At 64.7% G+C, this 20,829-nt stretch carries 24 protein-coding genes; 15 read left to right on the top strand and 9 right to left on the bottom strand.

The window, feature by feature from the left end:
* Positions 1-214 precede the first annotated feature (214 nt).
* The 3 genes from ACGFNJ_RS33675 to ACGFNJ_RS33665 are packed head-to-tail and all read left to right on the top strand — an operon-like array spanning position 215 to position 2,723.
* Positions 215-1,000, top strand: a complete 786-nt coding sequence (locus tag ACGFNJ_RS33675; RefSeq protein ID WP_393457647.1) for a hypothetical protein — start codon at positions 215-217, stop codon at positions 998-1,000.
* Complete coding sequence (locus ACGFNJ_RS33670; RefSeq protein ID WP_393457644.1) at positions 987-2,294, top strand: hypothetical protein; 1,308 nt, start codon at positions 987-989, stop codon at positions 2,292-2,294. The genes ACGFNJ_RS33675 and ACGFNJ_RS33670 overlap by 14 nt, the downstream gene beginning before the upstream one ends.
* A 57-nt stretch (positions 2,295-2,351) precedes the next feature.
* Positions 2,352-2,723, top strand: coding sequence for a hypothetical protein (locus tag ACGFNJ_RS33665; protein ID WP_393457641.1), 372 nt, complete (start codon positions 2,352-2,354; stop codon positions 2,721-2,723).
* Between the two features lie 69 nt (positions 2,724-2,792).
* Here ACGFNJ_RS33665 and ACGFNJ_RS33660 read toward each other — a convergent pair whose 3' ends face one another.
* The 3 genes from ACGFNJ_RS33660 to ACGFNJ_RS33650 form a co-directional block, all read right to left on the bottom strand.
* On the bottom strand, positions 2,793-3,284 hold the full coding sequence (locus ACGFNJ_RS33660) for a cupin domain-containing protein (protein ID WP_393457639.1): 492 nt from the start codon (positions 3,282-3,284) through the stop codon (positions 2,793-2,795).
* A gap of 10 nt (positions 3,285-3,294) precedes the next feature.
* Positions 3,295-4,182, bottom strand: coding sequence for a serine hydrolase (locus ACGFNJ_RS33655; protein ID WP_393457636.1), 888 nt, complete (start codon positions 4,180-4,182; stop codon positions 3,295-3,297).
* A gap of 99 nt (positions 4,183-4,281) precedes the next feature.
* Entirely contained in the window at positions 4,282-4,959 is a 678-nt protein-coding gene (locus ACGFNJ_RS33650) for a sensor domain-containing protein (protein ID WP_393457633.1), read from the bottom strand.
* A gap of 230 nt (positions 4,960-5,189) precedes the next feature.
* Between ACGFNJ_RS33650 and ACGFNJ_RS33645 the strand changes: the two genes are divergently transcribed.
* The 7 genes from ACGFNJ_RS33645 (at position 5,190) to ACGFNJ_RS33615 (ending at position 11,060) form a co-directional block, all read left to right on the top strand.
* Positions 5,190-6,041: a hypothetical protein gene (locus ACGFNJ_RS33645; protein WP_393457630.1), complete on the top strand. Its 852-nt coding sequence runs from the start codon at positions 5,190-5,192 to the stop codon at positions 6,039-6,041.
* A gap of 234 nt (positions 6,042-6,275) precedes the next feature.
* Positions 6,276-6,479: a hypothetical protein gene (locus tag ACGFNJ_RS33640; protein WP_393457627.1), complete on the top strand. Its 204-nt coding sequence runs from the start codon at positions 6,276-6,278 to the stop codon at positions 6,477-6,479.
* 90 nt (positions 6,480-6,569) lie between these two features.
* Positions 6,570-7,448, top strand: a complete 879-nt coding sequence (locus ACGFNJ_RS33635) for an aKG-HExxH-type peptide beta-hydroxylase (RefSeq protein WP_393457625.1) — start codon at positions 6,570-6,572, stop codon at positions 7,446-7,448.
* Positions 7,449-7,456: 8 nt separating this feature from the next.
* Positions 7,457-8,263 carry an aKG-HExxH-type peptide beta-hydroxylase gene (locus ACGFNJ_RS33630; RefSeq protein WP_393457622.1) on the top strand — a complete coding sequence of 269 codons (807 nt, stop codon included), beginning with the start codon at positions 7,457-7,459 and terminating at the stop codon, positions 8,261-8,263.
* 58 nt (positions 8,264-8,321) lie between these two features.
* On the top strand, positions 8,322-9,167 hold the full coding sequence (locus tag ACGFNJ_RS33625) for an aKG-HExxH-type peptide beta-hydroxylase (RefSeq protein ID WP_393457619.1): 846 nt from the start codon (positions 8,322-8,324) through the stop codon (positions 9,165-9,167).
* A 2-nt stretch (positions 9,168-9,169) separates the two neighbouring features.
* Entirely contained in the window at positions 9,170-9,847 is a 678-nt protein-coding gene (locus ACGFNJ_RS33620) for a 2OG-Fe(II) oxygenase (RefSeq protein WP_393457616.1), read from the top strand.
* On the top strand, positions 9,786-11,060 hold the full coding sequence (locus ACGFNJ_RS33615; RefSeq protein ID WP_393457613.1) for an MFS transporter: 1,275 nt from the start codon (positions 9,786-9,788) through the stop codon (positions 11,058-11,060). Before ACGFNJ_RS33620 ends, ACGFNJ_RS33615 begins: the two co-directional genes overlap by 62 nt.
* A 15-nt stretch (positions 11,061-11,075) precedes the next feature.
* On the opposite strand, the gene ACGFNJ_RS33610 is transcribed toward ACGFNJ_RS33615, so the two are convergent.
* Together ACGFNJ_RS33610 and ACGFNJ_RS33605 are read right to left on the bottom strand one after the other, a co-directional pair.
* Positions 11,076-12,206, bottom strand: a complete 1,131-nt coding sequence (locus ACGFNJ_RS33610; protein WP_393457610.1) for an insulinase family protein — start codon at positions 12,204-12,206, stop codon at positions 11,076-11,078.
* Positions 12,203-13,414: a M16 family metallopeptidase gene (locus ACGFNJ_RS33605; RefSeq protein WP_393457607.1), complete on the bottom strand. Its 1,212-nt coding sequence runs from the start codon at positions 13,412-13,414 to the stop codon at positions 12,203-12,205. The genes ACGFNJ_RS33610 and ACGFNJ_RS33605 overlap by 4 nt, the downstream gene beginning before the upstream one ends.
* A gap of 432 nt (positions 13,415-13,846) precedes the next feature.
* On the opposite strand from ACGFNJ_RS33605, the gene ACGFNJ_RS33600 reads away from it, so the two are divergent.
* From ACGFNJ_RS33600 to ACGFNJ_RS33580, 5 genes are read left to right on the top strand one after another with little or no spacing between them, the layout of a single operon-like run.
* Positions 13,847-14,392 (top strand): DUF6423 family protein, encoded by a 546-nt coding sequence (locus tag ACGFNJ_RS33600; RefSeq protein ID WP_393457604.1) that lies wholly within the window; start codon positions 13,847-13,849, stop codon positions 14,390-14,392.
* 39 nt (positions 14,393-14,431) lie between these two features.
* Positions 14,432-15,646, top strand: a complete 1,215-nt coding sequence (locus ACGFNJ_RS33595; protein WP_393457601.1) for an MFS transporter — start codon at positions 14,432-14,434, stop codon at positions 15,644-15,646.
* Positions 15,643-16,926, top strand: a complete 1,284-nt coding sequence (locus tag ACGFNJ_RS33590) for an FAD-dependent oxidoreductase (RefSeq protein WP_393457598.1) — start codon at positions 15,643-15,645, stop codon at positions 16,924-16,926. The genes ACGFNJ_RS33595 and ACGFNJ_RS33590 overlap by 4 nt, the downstream gene beginning before the upstream one ends.
* Positions 16,919-17,347, top strand: coding sequence for a DUF6187 family protein (locus tag ACGFNJ_RS33585; protein ID WP_393457595.1), 429 nt, complete (start codon positions 16,919-16,921; stop codon positions 17,345-17,347). The genes ACGFNJ_RS33590 and ACGFNJ_RS33585 overlap by 8 nt, the downstream gene beginning before the upstream one ends.
* Complete coding sequence (locus ACGFNJ_RS33580) at positions 17,337-18,170, top strand: JmjC domain-containing protein (RefSeq protein WP_393457592.1); 834 nt, start codon at positions 17,337-17,339, stop codon at positions 18,168-18,170. Before ACGFNJ_RS33585 ends, ACGFNJ_RS33580 begins: the two co-directional genes overlap by 11 nt.
* Positions 18,171-18,191: 21 nt before the next feature.
* Here the strand turns inward: ACGFNJ_RS33580 and ACGFNJ_RS33575 are convergent, their stop codons facing one another.
* The 4 genes from ACGFNJ_RS33575 to ACGFNJ_RS33560 all read right to left on the bottom strand — a co-directional run bounded on the left by ACGFNJ_RS33575 (position 18,192) and on the right by ACGFNJ_RS33560 (position 20,800).
* Positions 18,192-18,812 (bottom strand): dihydrofolate reductase family protein, encoded by a 621-nt coding sequence (locus tag ACGFNJ_RS33575; RefSeq protein ID WP_393457589.1) that lies wholly within the window; start codon positions 18,810-18,812, stop codon positions 18,192-18,194.
* Complete coding sequence (locus ACGFNJ_RS33570) at positions 18,812-19,318, bottom strand: SRPBCC family protein (RefSeq protein ID WP_393457586.1); 507 nt, start codon at positions 19,316-19,318, stop codon at positions 18,812-18,814. The genes ACGFNJ_RS33575 and ACGFNJ_RS33570 overlap by 1 nt, the downstream gene beginning before the upstream one ends.
* The gene (locus tag ACGFNJ_RS33565) at positions 19,318-19,662 is read right to left on the bottom strand and encodes an ArsR/SmtB family transcription factor (protein ID WP_393457583.1); all 345 of its coding nucleotides are present in this window, start codon (positions 19,660-19,662) and stop codon (positions 19,318-19,320) included. Before ACGFNJ_RS33565 ends, ACGFNJ_RS33570 begins: the two co-directional genes overlap by 1 nt.
* Positions 19,663-19,897: 235 nt before the next feature.
* Positions 19,898-20,800 carry a LysR family transcriptional regulator gene (locus ACGFNJ_RS33560; protein ID WP_393457580.1) on the bottom strand — a complete coding sequence of 301 codons (903 nt, stop codon included), beginning with the start codon at positions 20,798-20,800 and terminating at the stop codon, positions 19,898-19,900.
* Positions 20,801-20,829 lie beyond the last annotated feature (29 nt).

Genomic DNA, 20,829 nt, shown 5'->3' with positions numbered 1-20,829 from the left:
GGTGGGGGTCGGCGGCAGTTTGGATTTGCTGAACAATCGCCAGTCGAAAATCACATCGGTAACAGTTTGATAACGGCACGATATGCGGTCGACTGGCCAGGACTAATGTTCCGCCGTAGCTATTGCTATTGTTCAGATGCCGGGGTTGCCTCGGCCGCTTGACTGCGCACTCGGAGATCAGTTTTACCGACTTTGACCGGGAAAGTGGAGCGAGATGGCTGAGGAATTGCTCGTTGCGATCAGTACCGCAATGGTTGCCGTGGCGGTATTCGTGGTGGGGGATCTGATCCGACCGAGATCGTGGCGGCACGCCAGCGACGAATCCTCGCACACGCTCGTGCTCGACCTGGCCAAGACATTCTTCACCGCTGTCGTCGCCTTCGTCTTCGTGACCTGCTGGCAGCAGAATCAGAATGCCCACTCCCGCACCATCTCCGAGTCGAAAGGCCTGGTCGACACCTATTTGGCCGCGCAAGCGCTGCCCGGGCCCGAGCAGCAGTGGATCCAGGAGCAGTTGCGCGCGTATACCGACCAGGTGCTCACCCAAGAATGGCCGCTCATGGAGAAGGAGAACCGGCTGAGCCGCAGCGTCGACGATACGCTCGACAAACTGCGCTACCGGGTGGCCTCGATTCAGACCAGCGACGCGTCCGTCGCCGAAGCGCGGGCGCGCGCGATGGAAAGTCTCGACAAGGTGGCGCAGGCTCGGCACGACCGTGCCATGGACGTGCAGCGGCGAATACCGCAATTCCTGTACATCGCGCTGATTCTCGGCGCGGTCCTGGTTTTGTTGAATCCAGTGCTGTCCGGAATGCACGTCAGCAGACGCAGCCTGGCGATGACGGCATTACTCGGCGTCGTGCTCGGCACCGTGTTGCTGGCCATTCACGACCTGGAACGGCCGTATGCGGGGTCGATCAAGGTACCGACGAACGCCTTCACCTACGCGCAGTCCCAGTACCAGCACATCACCGGTGGACCGGCCAGTGGCCAAGAATGATGCATCCACTCCTTCGACGTCCGGTGGGTTCGCGCCACGACTACGCAGGAGCGCGACGACGCTCGTCCTGCTGAGCGCGTTCGTGCCGACGGCGGTGTTGCTCGGTGGTCGTGCCACGGCCGACGCGGAGATGGCGAATCCGCAGTCCTTCGGTGATGTTTCGAGCGAGAACGCCGCGCAGGATGCGCCCGGAGAAGAGGGCGTCGCACCGGAACCGTTGCCCGGTGGTGTGGCCCAGCCGGAGATATCGGCAGGAGATAGTGCGCCGCAAGGTGTTTCGCCCGGCGGCGCGCCGGCAGCGGAGGTTCCGCTGGGAGAGGGTGCGTCGCAGGGAGTTTCTTTCGGCGATGCTCCTTCGTCCGAGCCGTCCGGGGGAGACACCGCCGCGCAAGGTGTTTCGCCTGGCGCTGCTCCGCCGGACGTCGCGACCGGAAGCGCAGAGTCGCAGGATGTTTCGCCCGACGGGGCGCCACCACAGGACCATTCGACCGGCAGCGCGAGCGGGCAAGGTGCCGCATCCGGCGACCCGCCGTCACCCGTCGACTCGACGGGAAGCGCTGTGCTGGACAGCGCCTCGACCGGCAGCGCATTCGACGAGAACTCGTTGTCGCTCGAGCCGCCGCCCGCCCTCGGCGGAATTCTCCAGACCGGCTCCGCGGGCAAGACCACGCACGCGGAAGAGCTGAATCCGACTCCGGTAGCCGACGCGAACGTCGCCAGTCCTGTCGTATTCGGGCTCGAAAGTGGCAGTGTCGCAACGGCATGCTCGGGCAGTGCGCTGTCCGGCGGTTTCGGCCTTGCTGCCGGTTCGGCCGCAGGTTCCGGCTTCATCGGGCCCGGCAGCTTCGCGCCGCCCTGGTGGATACCGATCGGCTCGGCCGGGTCGCTATGGCTCCCACCCGGTTTCGGATCGAGCGGTTCCGCGCTCGGCAGCGCCGTGGTCGGCAGCGCGGTCACCGGCAGTGCGCTGATGACCTGCATGCTGACCGTCGTCCCCAGCCTCCCGCCGCCGGTGCCGCCGTTCCCGCCGCTGCTGCTCTTCCCGCCGTTGCCGGGCGGGGCGTTGCCGGGCGGCGGCGTTGTCACCGTGTCCGCACCGGCCGCCGGTGCCGCGCAAGGATCCGCCGCGGCAGCCCCTTTCGTGCCGCACCTGCCGGTGGCCAGCGGGGGCGCGGGATCCGCTGTCGATCCCGCGGGCTGGAACACCATCGAAGTAATGACGCTGCTGATCCTGGTGATCCTGATGGGCTACGGAAGCAGTTCGAGCGGCGCCGCCCGCAAACCCCCGCTGTGATTGCGCCTTCCCGCCGGTGGCAAATCTTTCGATGACGTGTCCACCGAGGATGGACTGGTGAGTTTCGATCTTCTAGTTCTCGCGATGAGCCAGTCAGCCGATGCGGAAGCTGTGCGGGCGATGGCCGAAAGATGCAGCTCCCCTCGGGATCACGTCGAAGGCGACCCGGATGAGCGGATCATTCGGTTCTATGAATCGTTGCGGACTCGATTTCCGGACTTCCCGCCGTATCCCGAGGACTGTCCTTGGATGTCGATGCCGCTCGCGGTAGGCATCGACCATGTGAGCGTGTGCTTGAGTTTTTCACCGCGGAGCACGCCTGCGCTCGAAGCGATGCTCGAACTCGCAGCGGAGTTCGACCTCATCGTCTGGGATCCACAGTCCGAGGAAGCCGTCGTGCCACTGGTTGGCGCGGCAGAAACGACCTAGCTGTCACACTTGCGCGCTCGGCTTGTCATGCAAGCCAGGTCTGAGCCGAAAGCCCGGAGGATCCGCCGGTCAAGGCTGCGGGTGGATGGGGTCGACCCAATGCACGGTGGTCGGTTCTTCGACTGGTTCGATGTCGAGGTTGACGACGACAGCTTCGCTATCGCTGCGTACCAGAACACATTCGAGCGGTTCGTCGGTGCTGGCGTTGATTTCTTGGTGCGGGACATAGGGCGGCACGAAGATGAAGTCACCGGGCTCTGCTTCGGCGACGAACTCCAGCTGCTCGCCCCAGCGCATCCGCGCACGTCCGCGCAGGACGTAGATGACGCTCTCCAGCGCACCATGATGGTGTGCGCCGGTCTTGGCGTCGGGGTGGATGGTCACTGTTCCCGCCCAGATCTTTTGGGCGCCGACCCGGGCGGCGTTGATCGCCGCGGCCCGGCTCATCCCGGGTGTCTGGGCGGTGTTCGAGTCGAGCTGATCCGATTTGATGACCCGCACTCCGTTATCGCGCCAGTCGTTGTCCGCGGTCGGATTCGGCGGTGGGTCATTCGCTGTCACTCGTCTGCTCCTAACGGATTATGCTGCGCAGCTGGGTGATTCCGGCTGTCAGCGCGGAGCCGCCCGTGGCCCAGCTGGTTCCCGGGCCCTGCGAGGTCAGGACGACTACAGCGTAGGGCAGTACGGCGGCGGAGCTCGGTCCGACCAGGCCGGTGGTGTCGAGCGTGGTCGAGGTGTTCAACGCCATCCAGCCCTGCTTCACCGCCCAGCTGTTGTCGGACAACCCATCAGGGATGCCGAAGTACTGGTCGGTTCCGTCGGCCGAGATCTGGCTGATGTCGCGCAGCGCGGTCAGCACGATGGTGCGCGATGGTTCGGGCACCGTGGTGGTGAGGTAGCGGTAGACGGCGACGACGTCCTGCGCGGTCGTCAGTGTCTCGCCCCATTCCGCCGGATCGGCGGGTGGCTCGGTCCCGGTGAGCCCGACGGTCTCGATCATCCGGTCGACGATCGAGTCGCCGCCGTTCGCGTCCCACAGCGCGTCGGCGATGTTGTCGTCGCTGGTCGACAACATCGCACTGATCTCGGCCGCACTGTCCGGAACAGGCTGCCAGCCTTGGCTTTTCAGTGCGTCGAGCGCGATGAGCAGCTTGACCACCGACGCGGTGTAGAACTGCCGATCGGCGTTCAGCCCGGCGAGCACCGCTCCGGTGTCCAGGTCGGCCACCTCGATGCCGACCTCCGTTCCCGGCGAAATCCCCTGGATCGCCGCCTGCATCTGTTGCGCGAGCACCGCAGGTGTCATCGTCGGCGTCTGATGGAGCGAGGGCGTCCCGTGAATCGGTGTGCTCACCACGGTCGGTGTCGTCGGCGCCACCGTCGCCGAGTCTTGCGCACCGGCCTGCGTCGATATCGCCAGTGCCGCTGCGCAACCCGTCGCCACCGATGCCAAGAGCATTCGCGCCCCTATCGATCCCATACCTATTTGAACCGCATCAGTCTGGTGAAAGCTCGAGGCCCCCTTGGCAATCAGCTGTGACTCGGACAAGGTCACTGCCTACGAGCACAGCGCGGTCGCCTCCGCCGGGACGGCCACCGCCCGTGGATCCTCAATGCGCCCCTGCATGGCGGCGAGGCGGGTGAGCAGGGTCTGCGCGAAGTTGGCGTGCAGGGCGGCGCTGCCTCGCTGGACGAAGTACACGGTGAGCAGCGCGACGACACCGATGATAGTATTGAAAATTGTTCTGTTGTAGGCAGTGTCGGCGCCCATGAGCTTTTCGATGACGATGTCGTTGTAGTCGCCGCGGGGAATGAACCTGCCCCACAGCCAGTAGGTCAAGCCGCCCAACGTCATTGCCCACCACGTGATCGGCAGCACGAACGTGATGATCGCGATCGGCAGGTTGACGATCGCGTACAACAGATCAAGCCAGCTCTGCCCCTGCCTGATCGGTGCGGTGACCCGACGGAACCATCCCGCCCCCTCCGGTGCCGCGACGTACCGAGGCCGCAGTGTCGCCGTGCCCGTCAGCTGCTGAAGACGTATCCGCTCGATGTCGGCGAAGCCGCGCGCAAGCAGCAGGGTCACCGCGAGCAGCGGAATCCCGAGGAAGATCACCACCGTGCCGAGGCTGGCTGCGAAAAAGGGAACAAGAAGGCTGAAACTGACCACGGCGAGCGGCAGTCCCAAGAATGTGTACGCGAAGTCGAGGCCCAAGCGCCGCATGATCGTCATGCGGACCACGCTAAATCCGTGCCTCCCCGACCTACATCCCGCTTAGGTAGGGGATCGGATACCCCTAGGGAGGGAGAGCAATTGGTGTGAGTGGCGGCTGCCGCCGGGCTTCCCGCGAGTGGGAGCGTCTGCGACGGACACGGTGTCATAATTCGTCGGTAGCCGATGAAACGTCGTGAGGGACTGTGTTCGGGGTTTGGCAGACACTTCGTGAGACCATTTCCGCTGTCGTGGGCACCGCGGCCTACGCGATGTCGAAAACGTCCAGGGAGATAAGCGTCGGCCACCCTCGCGACGCAGTTCATGAGGTCACCCTCGTCGACAATGGCAAGCACTTCGACAAGTTGTCCGTAGATGACAAGCTGGCGCATGCGGTTCCGGATACGCCCGTCGACCTCAGTATGACGCCTCAGGCTCGAGCCCAGGCGGTCCTCGACAGGAGTCAGCATGTGCGGGGAGACGATCTGGTCGCACTCGATCGTGTGGACTATCAGTCGCTCCATTTGGACGCTACGGTTGCCGCAGAGAATGCTGACGAAATCGACGGAAATATTTTCCAGGCAGTCCGCGCGGCTCAAAAGTTCGATACGCCACCAACGCTCGGTACTTACGAAGATATGGAAGCAATCATCCAGAACGGGGGAACGGAGCTATTCGCGCGTATTCCACTCGACAAGCTGGAGGAATTCTATCGCGGCGAATACTTCCCGACGAAGTCGGTTGGCACCATGGGGATGGGCATGGAGGCGTGGAAGCAGCGGTATCACCTACAACTCCCCGGTCGCGCCTCGGATGACAGCCAGATTGTCAGGATGGCATTGCTCCCGAATGCACTCGTGGCGGACGCCAACAAGCTCATCGACCTTCAGTTCGCGCATAGACGGCGCGTCGATGACCAGCTTTATGACCTCTACCAATCGGGCGACCTATTGGGAGCGGAGGCGATTCGAAGCAAGCTGTGGTTCATGGGTGACGCGGGCAGATACGGGATGGCTCGAAGTGTCGAAGCGATTGCCTTCGATCCCATGGTGAATGTGCTCAACAGTTCGGCGCTCCTCATCCAAACCGATCCCATCCGCTGACCACCGACCGACTCCCCACCCTCCGGTCCGAAGAATCCTGCGAGTACCGTACGGTCTTATTATTCGGGGGCGGGTCGGCAAGTTTGCGGCAATCATGAAGCCCACACCGTGCATGGTTCACATTGCGCGTTCTTATATTGAGAAACTTGCTACTTCGCGACCTTCCGGAAACGTCAAACCATTGCAAGCCGGTGTTGAAGTGTGATAGACATTAATTCCATGGAGAAGTAACAAATGACCATTTATCTCGGTCGCAAACAAGGAGGGGTTATGAGCGAACAGTCGATTGAACACGGTGACTTCGACACCATGGTGGCGAGCGTTTCCGCGAAGATAACCACCGATCAGGTGGAGGACGCCAAGCGTGTGTCGCAGGCGTTGGCGGAGTCTCCGTCAGCCTTCGCTCCAGTCGTGATGTTTGCACTGGACAAGGTGTAATTGAAATGGTGGGCTGTTTGCCGAACGCGGGCAGCCCACCACTCAACTGTCACGTAGCTCGCAGCCTTAGCGTTCACGGGGGTCTTCACAATGTTCAGCACAAACGGAGTGCCAGCAGTACTTGAAACGCTGGGGGTGTTAGTGGCGTCCGAAGGTATCGAATCACCACCGACAGGGGGTCCGGTCGCAAGACTGGCCCGTTCATGGCAAGCGTACATCCGGCGCCGAGAGCCTGCGATCCCGGTTCTCGACGCCGATTATGGTCAACTTCCTGTCTATATCGGGCAAGGGCCGGATCGACAGGCTCTGCTGAAGGCATTTGATCGAGCTTGCCGCATTGACGCAGTAAATTACGAAGTGCCTGCGAATACACCCGAAGATGCCTCAGATCTGCGGCGCTCCGAGGAACGCATCCGTGCAGCTCTAGATGTGCTGGCGGTCGAATGGTCGCAGATTCGTTCCTTGTTCGGAGTCCTTCTGCCAGTAGTGGTTTTGGCTCCGTCGCATGGCTTGGCCGGTGGCACTGCAAGCAGTGTTCCAGGCGTGCTGTGGGCGGCGACGAAACCGACCTGGACCGACGTGGACGTGCAGGAGTTCTTGCTGCACGAGTTGGTCCACACCACTCTGTTCATGGAGGAACGTCGCCACGGCTTCTATCGAGATATGCGATTGCTGCTGGTGGAGGAGAATCTCACGCCAAGCGCGATCCGCCGAGATCGGCGACCGTTGGACAAGGTGCTGCACAGCATCGTCGTAGCCACCGAAATCTTGCTGGCGCGAGAACGACTGGGCGCCTTTGCCGTTCAAGACCGTGCGCTACATCCCGACACCGACACGTTACGTGCCGGCGCTGTGCGCAGCCTGAGCGCCGTTCAGGCATTGGACTTGGAACAACTGCTGATGCCGCGGCCCATCGAGATTCTCGAGACGTGCGGCGCTCAGCTGAACCGCATTCCGGTTGAGCGGTAGGTGGAGACGTGTACAGCCTGGTCGGTGCCCGCGAGATCATGCAAAACCTTGTCGTGCTGACCTCCGCCGAGGGAGCAACGCCGCATACTTTTCCAGAGCTACGTCGCGCCTACCGTGCGCTGCTTTTGGCAACGCCACGAAGGGAACTGGGGGAAGACCCGAGTTTCGTCGGCGATGGGGACGAACTAGCTGAGCTCGTCCGTGGCTTCGACCTTCCTCAGCGTCAGGGCGACGGCGCCACTCCGGCACCCGCGTGGCGGCTGGAAAAAGCTGTCAGCGGCTGGAGGCATCTGCGGCAACAGGACGAGGCACTGGGCACTATCGCGGCGACCGTGGTGGGCACAGTCTTTGTGACCGGAGCCGACTGGGCTGGCTCGATGTCCGACCACAAGCACATCGGAACGGTGTGGCTCATGCCCGGCCGGTCGTGGCACATGGCGGAGGTGACCGAAGCGTATGTGCACGAGTTGACCCATACCCTGCTGTTTCTTGACGAACGCCGCTACGGTCACTTCCTGCCTGGCAGCGCGAATGTGCGTGTCAGGTCAGCCATCCGGCAGGACGACCGGGAATATCCCGGAGTCGTGCACAGCATGCTTGTGGCAGCCGAACTGCTCGATTGGCGTGTGCGGCACCATATTCCGGACGAGGCATGCCGCCGACTGCACGGTCCGACAGCCGCGTTGCGGATGCGTGCCGCCGAAGCCCACGAACAGATCGTGGCCGAGGATCGTCGGCACAACCTGCTCACGCCTCGGATGCGCGAACTCGTTGAGCGCGCGGGTCACACCCTGTACGCGCCCGCGCAAGCCTGACCAAAACCGGTCCGTGAGGGCCGAACTGCCGGTTCCCCGCGACTGACGAGGTGCACACGTGTACTACACAAACGGTTTTGAGGAATGCCTGACCACACTGGTCGTCCTGGCAAGTGCCGCCACGTCCGAGCCGATCCGCTCTGAACAGGATTTGGCCGCCGGGGTCCATGCGTTCATCCAGAGCGCTAATACCGAACCGGCAGCACCCGGCCCACTTCATGTCGTGGATGATGAAATTCGCCTGCGCACTCTTGCGCGCCAGTTCGGCCGCGAACCTTCGCCGGCAAGCAGTGGACCTCTGGCGGCGCCTGCTGAATCCGTTGTGCTGTTCTGGGAAGGTCTCGCGCTTCTGCCCGAACCGGCGCAACGTCTGTTTCGTTTGGTCGTGACCGAGGTGGCATTGTTCGACGGGGCGGTCGTCGTCGCCGGCAGCGGAGCCATGGTTGAACAGATGAGCACCATCTACGTAGCACCAGGACCGCGATGGAGCTCCATGGACATCGCCGAGTGCCTGGTGCATGAGATGACGCACCTTTTGCTGCGCTGCGATGAACATCGCTTCGGACATTATGTCGACCCCACTGATGCTGTTCGGGAGCAGGAGTTCAGCCGGACGGCAGTCTCGCTGACTCTGCGCTCGCCTCTCGTCGCCTTTCACAGTTTGATAGTCGCCGCAGAGATCATGGGCGTGCGCGCCGATGTGCGAACTCGGGTCGGTCATGCGTCGATCGAGCGAGGTGGCGCGCACGGACCAGATCATGTGCTCGTGCGCCGTGCGTTGCAATGCGCCGACGAGTTGCTCCGTCGGCCCGACCGAAACAGCCATTTCGTCGAGCGGGCGGTAATGCTTATGGAACGGGCTACCAGCCAGTTGGAATCCGCCTTTCCTGCCGAGGTGCGCTGATCATGCACGTGACGTACAAAGGAAGCCGCGTCATCGTCATCGACGAGGTACTTGCGCCGTCGGATGCCACAGCCCTATGGCGTTGGTTCCAAACACGGCAACTCAGCCCCATCGCCCCTGGCAACCAGGTCGGGAACGTCAGCGACGGATTCGCGTACGCAAGCACCGCTACTGTGCTCGAAGCTGTTTCACCATCGGAAGCGCTTGTCGACCGGACCCTCCTGCAAGCCGCACACCTGGCCGAGGAAGTAGTCGGGGTGGCAGGACAAGATTGGCGCGCAGTGGGCCATACGTGTCGGGTGCACCCCGTCGGTTCGCAGCTGAGCTGGCACAACGACGGCAACCCTGAGCAGACCGGCGGGTTCGTGTGGTACGTCCACCCCCGCTGGGGGGCTTCGTGGGGTGGGGAACTGCTTGTAGTCGACGAGTGCGCCTCTGAACTGGTACGACAAGCCCTCCAATCCGGCCGCGTGCATCCGGGCGAAGTCGAATCGGTGCTGACCACCGAGGCCCAATCAGAGGTGCTGTTCAGCGGTCCCGACCCCTTGTGCTTTCAGGCCCGCCCAAACAGGATCGTGTTCCTGGCCAATGACACCTTTCACACGGTCCGTCGGGTAGATGGGGCGGCTGGAGATCGTCTGCGGTGCACTGTGGTTGGGTTCTTTCGCAAAGCCGGTTGAGCGCATGGTTGATCAAGCGCGCGTCACCTACCGCGCCGTGCTCGGTCGCCCTGCCGCACTGCGGTTGCTGGTGGCCGCAGGGTTGGCGCAGCTGGCGATGGGGATGCTCGGGTTGGCGTTGGTGCTGTCCGTCAGACAGGCCGCTGATTCGTTTGCCGTGGCGGGGTTGGCCTCAGGTGCGTTCGCGCTGACCGCGGGGGTGCTTGCCCCCGCGCGTGGTCGAATCGTCGACCGTATGGGGCGTCGTCGAGGCGTTCTTATCCTCGGCGCAGGCTATCTGTTAGCGGGCATCCTCTTGCTGACGTTTGTCGAGACTGTCTCGGCACCAGCGGCATTGATCGCGGCCGCAGCAGGAGCGGGCGCGTTCGCGCCACCGATCTCGGCCGCCACCAGGACTGCGTGGCCCGACGTGATCGGTCGCGGACCCCTCTTAACTACTGCGCTGTCCTTGGATACAACCATCGAACAGGTACTCTCTCTTGCCGGCCCGGTCATCGCCGGCGTGCTCATGGCGACTACCCAGCCGGCGGCCGCGCTGGCCGTCAGTGTGGCCGTCGAGCTGATTGCGGTTCTGTTGTTCACTCGCTGGGCACCCGGCACGCGTCAGCCTCATCCAGCGCCCGAGACAGTGCGGCCGTCGGTGCAGCTGCCCCCGCTGGCCGTGTTGCGAAACCTGCTCGGTGTGCTTATCCCGTTGTTGGCCACCGGTATTGGTCTAGGCATTCTTGACGTGGCTGTCCCCGCGCTCGCGCTTCGACACGGCGACGCGGCCCTGGCGGGATTCATGGTGGCAACGCTGTCGATCGGCAGTGCGCTGGGCGGCTTGGTCTACGGGCGCCGCAAGTGGCGATACTCGATCAGCGCCCGATACCGCCTGCTGTGCCTCGGCGTCATCGTGTGCTTCGCGCCGCTGCCGCTGATCGGCGCCGGGGTGTCGCCATGGCCGTTTTTGGTGCTTGCCGGCCTGCCCATCGCCCCCGTGCTCGTCACCGGCTACCTCCTAGCCGATCAGTTGACTCCCGACGGCAGCAAAACCGAGGCCGCCACCTGGATCAGCACCGCCAACAACAGTGGTGTCGCCATCGGCGCCGCCCTGGTAGGCACCCTGATCACCTACCTGCCCCTCACCGCGATCTTTGCTGTCCCTGTCGTTGTGGCGGCCTTCGGTCCAATTGCTTTGCTAGCGCAGCACTCTCGATCCGCCGTTTCTTGATGCCCGTCGTGCAGGTCAGCCCAGAACCACGGCGACATGGGGTTCTGTGTCCAGCCATCGGATAGCGACGTCGGCCACGGTGTCGCGGGTTGTGGTGGATAGGGCCGTCAGCCACCGCGTCTTCTCGTCGTGCGGCTCCAGGCCGAGGTCCTGCCAGTAACCGAGCAAGGACGCCGCTGTGTCGCCCGCGGACCACAGTCGCAGGATCTCGGTGCGTGCGTGGGCCACCGCAGTATCGTGCTCCTCTTGCGTTGGGCGACAAGAACGGACGATGGCCTGGATGCGTGCGACGGCCTCTTCGACGTAGGCGCGGGGCACGCGCAGGGACACCTGCCACAGGCCGTGGTCGGGGCCGGAGCGCAGCAGTGCCCACGGTGAATAGGCCCAGCCTCGTTCGGTGCGGAACTCCCTGGTGAGCCACGAGCGATGGTGGCCCCCGACGACGTGCGCAGCGACGGCGAGTGCGGCGAAGTCCGCATGATCTCGGCGTGGTGCTTGCCAACCCAGGCGGATGAGGGCGCTGCTGTCGCTGACGACGTCGATGGCCCACTGTCCGCGAGAGACAGGCGAAGCGTCATGAACGGACTGTACATCCGAGGGGGTAAACCATTGCGGCAGAGCGGTTTCGTCGTGTGGGCCGACGTAGACCGTGGAGAGGCTGCCCACCGAGGCTGCACTGGCGAGCGTACGCGCGCCGCATTCCATCGAGGCAAGTAGCGCGTCGTAAAGCCCCGACCACTGTGATGGGGGTGTGTGTAAAGCCAGATCGGCCAACAGATCCGCCAATTCCTCGCTGTCTTTGCGCTGCCACTGCCACGTCGTCGCCGACCGGTCCCATGCATCGGTCACGAGCGCGGAGGGGATCGGGTTGTGCAGCGCCGACGATATGGCCTCCACGGTCGCTGTCAACTGTCCGGACTCGGCGACCACTTGCACCACCATGCCGTACCCGTCCGATTCCACACTGGCTACGGCACCGAACAGTGCTAGCCGCCGGTGCAGCGGTGACTCGCTGGCCGGTACGGTCGGCAGCGCCTCAGTGAGCAACCGCCCCAACACAATCCGATCGGCGGCAGCTCCGGTAACCCGCACCCGCACCCGCAGCCACGCCAGCGGCGAACCTGGCCGGATCAGCGTCGTCGTCATGGGTGTGGTCCCCGGGTCAGGACGCGATACGGCGCGTCAACGAGCTCCGCTGCCGCCGCCCGAACATCTGCGGGTGAGGTGGCGGTCAGCAGGGCAGGCACCTCAGCCAGACGCTCGATCCCACCGTGCGCCAGTTCCGAGGCCACCGACAGCATCGGCAGCGTAACGGGGTCGACCAGTCTCTGTCGCAACTGTGTCGCCATCCGCCGCGCCGCCGCAACGACCAGATCCTCGCCTACGTCGCACTCTTTCAGCGCCGTGTGGACTGCGGCAGGCACAGCCAGTGGATCTTCGTCGGCTTCGTGGTGCACCTCCACGACGAAAGGCAGCGGCGCGCTGACGTCCCATGGATCGGCGGACGGTCCGACATATGCGGCAACCTCCAGCGCCTCCGGCAGTGAGTCCTCCAATATCCCGTCGTGCGGACCCACAAGAACGTCCGCCAGCACCGCGGTCCGCAGGTGGCCTGCCGTGAGCGGCAAGAACGGCAGTGACCAGGCAACGGCGGTGGCCTGGTGTGGTTGTTCGGGCGCGGACACCACGGTCGCTGAGCCGGGTGTGACCACAGGCAGTCGGTCCGAGCGGGCGGGAGGCGTGCCGCGCGGCAACAACGGAATACGCGCCGGCAGCGACGTGGGATCAGGGACACACACGGCAAGCACCGCGTTGTCGGCGATGTAGTGCCTGGCGAAGAACTCGGCAAGCACCTCTGATGTCACCTGGCCGAGCGAATCCAGGTCGCCGTAGCCGTTGTGCGCAAATTCCGGTTCGTGGTACAGCGCGGCAGGCAGCCACAGCCATGGGAAGCCGCCCGTCACTGCTCCGTCGACGGCGGCTGACAGCTCGTCGGTCACGATCGTGACCTCGCCATGTATGCGCTCCGCTGAGATCTCCTTCACGGCCAAGACTTCCAGCAGGCGGTTCGTCAGCAGCGCGCTGTGCTCGACTGCCGCACTTCCGTGGTAAACGGTGAAATCCGGGTATGTCTCAGCGTTGCAGGTGCCGCCGGCCGCTGCCAGTGCACGCGCGCCGGGAGTGTCTGCGCCGCAAGCGATGTGCTCGGCAAGGTGGGCCAGCCCGGACCACGCCGACGTCTCGTTCCGATACCCCACCCGCACCGCAAGGGCGGCGCTTACCAGCTCCGACTCTGGCGCTGTGTGAATGACAACCCGCAGTCCAGACGCCATGGATCTCGTCGGTGCCAACATCTGTTCCACTGTAAGGGTTCCGAGTCGTGACGGCGATGGACGAAAGTATGACCTGTTCGAACCCCATGAGGCACTGCCGCGTGGCCTATGCGACCCGGAGGCCGGATTATGTTGCAGTGCAAGATGATTGACTGTGCTGATGTGTTACGGCAGGGCCTGAAATGACAACGGTCCCCGTGAATTCGGTCGCCGCCTATTCGTAGGTTTCGTCGCGAATCAAGCACAATGCAATGCTCAAATATCAAGCCGCAGAACAAGATCGGACACGTGCCCACTTGTTCTATGTGGAAATTTCCTCTTGAAGCGCCTTTGTGCCTCGTGTACATTTAGTGATGTATCGCATCGAGTCTGGGACCTGCGATTATTCTTTGGGGGTTTACTTTCTCGGCGTGCATTTTCCGCGAGTTCGAATCAAGAATTGAGGGAGTTCCGATGACGCTTTCCGTTCCAGGTTTCGATGTACAGACACGTGTGCGAGCGCGTGACATCCAGATGGCCGCTAGCGCAGATCTCAAACGTCGGGTGGTGATGATCTCCGGCGCGATCGACACGAAGGACCACGATATCGCCGTGTCCTTCGATTTGCCTGAGCCGGGTCGCTGGCAGATCATCAAGTCCGAGAGCAATCTGACCGACGCACCGTGGCTGACCTGGCAGATGACCGCAGGCGAAGGCACACGGTTCGTCGACGACGCGGACGCGATGATCGTGTCCCGCCAATTCGCGAAGACATTCATGACGCCGGATCACAGTCGGATCATGTTCTACGATGGTGAGGTTCGACCTGGCGAAGCCGTGCTGAAGATGTTTACCATCGAGTGTGCCAAGCGCCGCGCCAAAGCGAATCACAACCGGTTCTCGCCCGCGCCGACAGAGAGCCCGAAAAAGGTCAAGAGCCTCATTGAGGAGTATGTCGCCAACGGGATGCCGCCGAAGCCGGTCATCGAGGTCATCATTCCCGTCACGCTCATTGGCTGAGGCTCGTACGTTGGCGACGGTCCCGTGCCGCCGACGCCCTTGACGCCCATTCGAAAACCGCTGCGGTATTTCCTCGCCGCACGGGCGTTGAGCATTCTCGGTGACCGGGTCACCGACATGGTGCTGCCGCTGGCCGTGCTCGCGGCCTCCGGGTCCGCGGTCACGGCCGGTGTCGTCGGCGCGGCAGCCCAACTGCCGCAGGTCCTGGCAGCGCTGCATGTCGGCGCCCTGGTGGATCGCCGAGAACGCAAGGGCCTCATGGTGACTGCGGACGTCGTCCGGGCAGTCGCGTTTGTCGCCATCGGCGCGGAGGTGGTGTTCGGCGGGGCACGGGTGGTGCCGTTGGTGTTGCTCGCGCTGGTCACCGGCATCGGCGATGCGGTGTTCCACGCGTCGGCGAGCAGCTACCTGCCGAGCCTGGTCGAAGACCGAGACCTCTTGCGCGCCAACGGCTTAGTGGAAGGTTCGGACGCCGCGGCGACACTGGCGGGACCAGCTGCGGGTGGCTGGCTGCTGCAGGCGCTCGGTCCGTTGGTGGCGTTCATCGTCAACGCGGCGAGCTTCGTCGCCTCGGCCACGCTGCTGGCCCGGTTACCGAAAAATGTTCCGGCACAACAGAAAACCGAGGGTGATGAGTCCGTGTTGGCCGGCCTTCGGCTGGTACGGCGGGACCGGGCGCAAGCCGTGCTGCTGGTCAGCGCGTGCTATCTGCACCTGCTCGCGGCGGCAGCGTTCCTACCGTTGCTGGTACGTGCCAACGAGGAGCTGCGCTCCAGTCCGCTCACGACGGGGCTCATCGTGTCGGCGGCGGGTGTCGGCGGCCTGGTGAGCAGCTTCGTGATTGCCCGGTTCTGCGACTCCGCCCGGTGGCCGCTGTTGCTGGCAGCGGTGCTGTCGGTCAACGGTGGTGCGGTCGGCGTGCTTGCGCTGTTCGATGCTCCGCTGTGGCTGGCGGCGACGGTGCTGGTGCTCGACGGCGCGTCAGCGCTCGGGTTCATTATCGTGGCTACCACCCGGCAGCGCATCACACCGGATGCATTGCGCGGCAGGGTGATTGCCGCGAGCACGGCGGCGACGGCCACCGTCCGCATGCTCGCCGTCGCCTGCGCCGGTGCATTGATCGACCTGGTCGGCCCGCGTCCGGTGCTGTTCGGCCTGGCGGCCCTCGCGCTGCCGTTCGTTGTTCTGCTCGTCCTGCCCGGTTCGACAGCCTGTCCGGCCGAACCGGCATCAGTCGCATCGGAGCTCACGTGACCGTTTTTGTGCCATCACCCGAAGTCCTGGAGTCGCCGCGCGGGCGAGACCTCATCGGGCGCGCCCGACCCGCGCCGCGCGTGGACGCGCTACCTACTCACGCCGATGTCGTACTGGTCGGCGGCGGCCTCGCCGCACTCGGCATGGCCGCCACACTGTGGCACGCCGGTGTTGGTGACATCGTCATCGTGGACCGTGGGGGCGGCATCGGGGGCCGGTTCTTCCGCCGCGCCGACATCCTGCGACAGCGCACACTGCGCTCCCCGTACGACCACCATCCCGGTGTCGAGGGCTACCGGGACTGCGAACTGCTCGACTTCGCTCGTCTGTGCTGGTCCGCGCTCACCCCGGCGGAGAAGCGCGAGGTGCGGATGGCGCAGGCCGGGCACCGCTCGGTCGTGCCGCTGGACGTGTTCGAGGCGTATGTGCAGCACGTGGTCGCCGTGCACGGCCTCACAGACCGGCTGTGGCAAGGCGAGGTCCTGGAACTGCTGCCCGGTGCCGACGAGGTGGTCGCGCGCACGACGCTCGGCGACATCACCGCGTCCTCGGTGGTGCTGTGCACGGGCGAGGAGCGCGCCGAGTGGCCCGGCCCGCTGCCCGACCGCGTCCACTACTGGGACGATCCGGCAGCGGTCGTCGACCGCCCCGACACCGCCGTGGTGGTCGGCGCGGGGCTGTCCGGCGCACATATCGTGGCCAACTGCCTCGCCGCAGGTGGGCGCGTGCACTGGGTGCTGCGTAAACAGGCCGAGCACTACCAATGCGCCGACGTCAACGCGTCGTTCTTTCGTGCCGAAGGACTAGCGCGTTTCCACGGTACCGCGTGGGAGGACCGGCTGGAAATCATGCAGCAGCAACGTGTCGCATCGATCATGTTCGAGTTCCGGCCCGGGCTGCGGGCAGCGGAGGCCGATCGTCGGCTGATCGTGCACAGGGGTGCCGAGGTTGTCGCGCTGCGCGCCGGCGAGGTGAACCTCGCTGACGGCGCTTCGGTGACAGGCGACCGTGTCGTGCTGGCACTGGGCACGAAGCCGAACGTCGGCAGCGACCTGTTGCCTGCGGACGTCATTCGCCTGCGCAACGGTTGGCCCGATCTCGACGAGGCGACCCTCGCCTACCGCGCGGCGCCGCGCGTGCACGCCCTCGGCGCGGCGGCATGCATGGTGCTCGGGCCGGCCGCCAGGAACATCGACGGTCACCGGGTGGGCGTATCCCGTGTGGCCGGAAGCCTTTTGGCCCAAATAGCGGCAGGCGGAAAGGAACGCGTCCGTGCTTGAGCAGCCGAACGTCACCTTCGACCTTCCCGAGTTGGACGCCGATCCGGTGTCCGAGGCGGGAGTAGTGCTGATGGGGCTGGATGCCCGCAGGTTACTGGCCGTGCTGGGTACCGCCACGTTGACCGCACAGCCGTGCACGGCTGTGTTGCTGGTGGACAAGGCGTGGCACCAAGGGGTGGTGCACATCCCGTTCGATGAGGCCGTGGCGGCGGGCGCGGCACAGTGGCGCAAACACCGCGCAGCGCTGGCTGCCGCCGACGACGGCGTGCCGCGGTCAGGAGGGCCGCGCGAGGCATGGGTCCGCATGTACGGCACGGCGGTGAGGGCTTTGGGCGAGCGCATGGCACCCACCGAGCTCACCTGTCTGGCCGTCGGCTGGTACCGGCGCGAGGAGCTGGACGAGGTGACTCATGGACTCTGACAAGGTTTTTGCGGCGTGGGGCCTGCCCTCAGACTTCCTCGCGCGCCATTGGCGGCGCGCGCACGCCGTCGGCCAGGTCACCGAATCTGGTGCCCCGGGCATGCTCACCCTCGCGGACGTGAACGACCTACTCGGGCGCGGGCTGCGCGCCGACCGCGTCAGCATCTCCACGGCGGGCCGTATGCATCATCCCGCCGAGTTCACCAGCGCCCGCACCCTCGCCGGGCAGCCAGTGGCGGACGTGGTGGATGAGGACAAGGTGCGACAACTGTTGCAGGCGGGCGCTACCGCTGTCCTAGCCAACGCGGAGCACTGGGTACCGAAGGCGACGGAACTGAGCAGGGTGCTGCTCAGCGAGAACTTCGGCTGTGAGGTGCAGGCGCACGTGTTCCTGACCGGAGCGGGTCACTCGGGTCTCGTCCCGCATACCGACGGGGAAGACAACTTCCTGATCCAAGTGGACGGGCGCAAAACATGGTCGGTGTGGGCGCAGGAGGGCACGGCACCTTCCCGGGTGGACATGGACAGCCTGGGCGAGCCGACCGCCGTGATAACACTGACGTCCGGCGATGTGCTCTACATTCCCGTCGGCTGGGTCCACGTCGGCACGGCTGGCGACAAGGGGTCCACACACATCACGTACCAGATCGTGCCCGAATCCCTCACGGACGCAGTGCTCGATCAGCTCGGCGACGAGTTGGCAGAGCTGCTCGGTGACCGACTACTGCCGGCGCCGAATGTCCTACCACTCGCCAAGGAAGCTGCGGCTGACCTGGCGCAGCGGATCGCTGAACTCGTGCGATCCACGGTGGACCCGGAGTAGGCGGGAAGGCGTGCCGTGTGGCTATCGCTTGTGGACGGTGTAGGTCAGGTGGGTCACCCGCTGCGTGGGTTCCGCGTGTTCGGGCTTCAGGGCCACGCGGGCGGCGTCGATGCCGTCGAACAGGCGGACTCCGGCGCCGAACAGCACGGGGGAGAGGGCGATCGTGAACTCGTCGATCAGGCCGGCGTTCAGGTATTCGAGAATCGTTGCGCCGCCGCCTGCGACGCGGACGTCGCGGTCGCCTGCGGCCTTGCGCGCCTGGTCGAGCGTGGACTCGATGCCGTCGTTGACGAAGTGGAAGACGGTTCCGCCCGGCCGCTCCCACGGGTCGCGCTGCTGGTGCGTCACGACGAAGACCGGCGTGTGGAACGGCGCTTCCGCAGGCCACATCTGTTCACCGGCGTCGAACATGCGCTTGCCCATCACGCTCGCGCCGGTGCGTTCGAACGTCTCCCGCACGATGTCGTTGTCGCGCCCTTCTTCGCCGCCCTCGCCGAGTTTCAGGTTCTCCCGGAAGAACCGTTGCGGAAATATCCACTGCTGCAGCTCCATCCACTGCTGCCCCATCAATTCCGTGGACGACTCGGGCGCGATGAACCCGTCCAGCGACATCGATACGCTGAAGAAAACCTTTCCGGCCATCAGCCCTTCACTCCCTGCTGCACGACCTCGATGATGTAGGCGGCCAGGTTGTTCAGGGTCTGCTCGCCGCCCTCGACCGCGTGGTATTTCTCGACCGCCTCGTCGCGCAGTTCCTTGGTGGGGAACACCGTGCGCATGTCGATTCGGGTCTTCGCGCCGTCGGAGTCGAACGTCAGGATCGATTCGAAGGCGTTCGGGTCGTCGTGGGACTCGCCGTGCCGCAATGTGATTCGCTCCGGCGGGACGATCTCGGTCCAGGAGATCCACTCCTGGTAGTCCGTCCCGTCCGGTCCGTGCATCACGAAATCCCATACCCCGCCGACGCGGAACTCGAACGCCCGCGTGGTGGTGGTGAATCCCTTTGGGCCCCACCATCGCGACAAGTGCCGCACCTCGGTGAACGCCTCGAACACCACCTCCCGTGGGGCGTCGATGACCCGGGAAATCACGATCTCCCGGTCGGCCGTCGCGGACTGCGCCTGCGTTCCTCGTCCCACTGCACTCATCAGCTCTCCTTCTGCTCTGCCTGTTTCAGGTCCTGCACGTACTCGTCCAGTCGGTCGAAGCTCTCGTTCCAGAACTCCTCGAACCCGCCGGTCCACTCATGAACCGGTCGCAGCCCGCGGGCGTCCAGGCCGTAGAGGCGTTGCTTGCCTGCCTGACGGTCCCGCACCAGTCCGACCTCTCGGAGCACCCGCAAGTGTTTGGATGCCCCCGGCTGGGACATGCCCAGCTCCCTGGCCAACTCGGTCACCGGCCGCTCACCCGCCCGCAGCAGTGCCAGGATCTCCCTGCGCTGCGGCTCGGCGATCGCGTTGAAAACGTCCGATGTCGTCGCTGCTCGTGCCATGGGCCAATCATATTCCGATATGGGTATGCGTCAAGTCGGGCTGGCGGCCGTCGCTGGGCCTGCGGTCAGCGTGGGCGCCGAGCTGGGCGAAAGCGCTGGGAGGTAGCCGAAACCGGACGACCGATTTGCGACATGCTGTTTCCCAGTTGTGGGAACCACGTGCGACGCCTGGCAAGGTGTCGGGCATGCGGACAGTATGGAAGTCAAGGGCAGCAGGTGTCCGAAATCCGTTGAGTCACGCCGGCTCTTGCAACGCGGTCCGGATCACGTCGAGGAACCAGGTCTGCGCAGCGCTGCGACCCGGTGTGCGGCGGGTGTAGGCGGTGACCTCGACCGGCTGAATCGGCCACGCCAGCGCGAAGATCCGGACCGGATGTGATCTGACCACGGTGCGTGCGACCCGCTCCGGCACGATCGCCATGAATTCGCTGTCCTGCACCACATAGGGCAACGTGGCGAAGCGGGTGACCCGGACCGCGATGTCCGGCTCGACACCATACGTGCGCAGCGCCTGCCATGCGGCGGCATGGCCGCTGGTGCCGTCCACGACGACTTGGCGCTCCGCACGCAACTCCGCCGCGGTCGGGTTGTCGTGGCGCAGGCGCGGATGGTCGGCCGCGACCATGCCGACATACCCCTCCGTGAACAGCGGGATCCGGCTCAGGCGTACCGAATCCAGCACCGGGCCGGTTACGATCGCGTCCACCTTGCCGCGGGTGAGCTCATCGGGCGCTGTCTCGATATCGAACGCGTGGACCTGCAGTGTCGCGGCAGGTGCCCGTGCCGAAAGTTCCGCGAGCACCAGCGGCAGCGAGTTGACCTCGCCGAGGTCGGACAGGCCGATGGAAAAGCTGACCGGCCCGGACGGATCGAATTCGGTTGCCGCGCCGATGGTTACATCCATCTGATCGATGGCGGTGCGCAGCGGCGGATAGAGCCGCTCCGCTTCCGAGCTTGGAACGAGCCCGCCGGGGCCGCGCACGAAGAGTTCGTCGCCGAGCCGCTTGCGTAACTTGCCCAAGCCATAGCTGACGGTGGGTTGGCTGACGCCGAGGGCATCGGCCGCCGCAGTGACACTCCGCATTTCGTAGAGCAGGACGAACGTGCGGATCAGATTGAAATCGAACTCCGCGGCCATCGATCACCTCTATAGATTCGAGCAACATC

Source organism: Nocardia sp. NPDC049149 (assembly GCF_043197455.1).
Taxonomy (GTDB): Bacteria; Actinomycetota; Actinomycetes; order Mycobacteriales; family Mycobacteriaceae; genus Nocardia.
The sequence above is the reverse complement of the archived record's forward strand: the minus strand, read 5'-3'. Positions and strand labels throughout refer to the sequence as shown.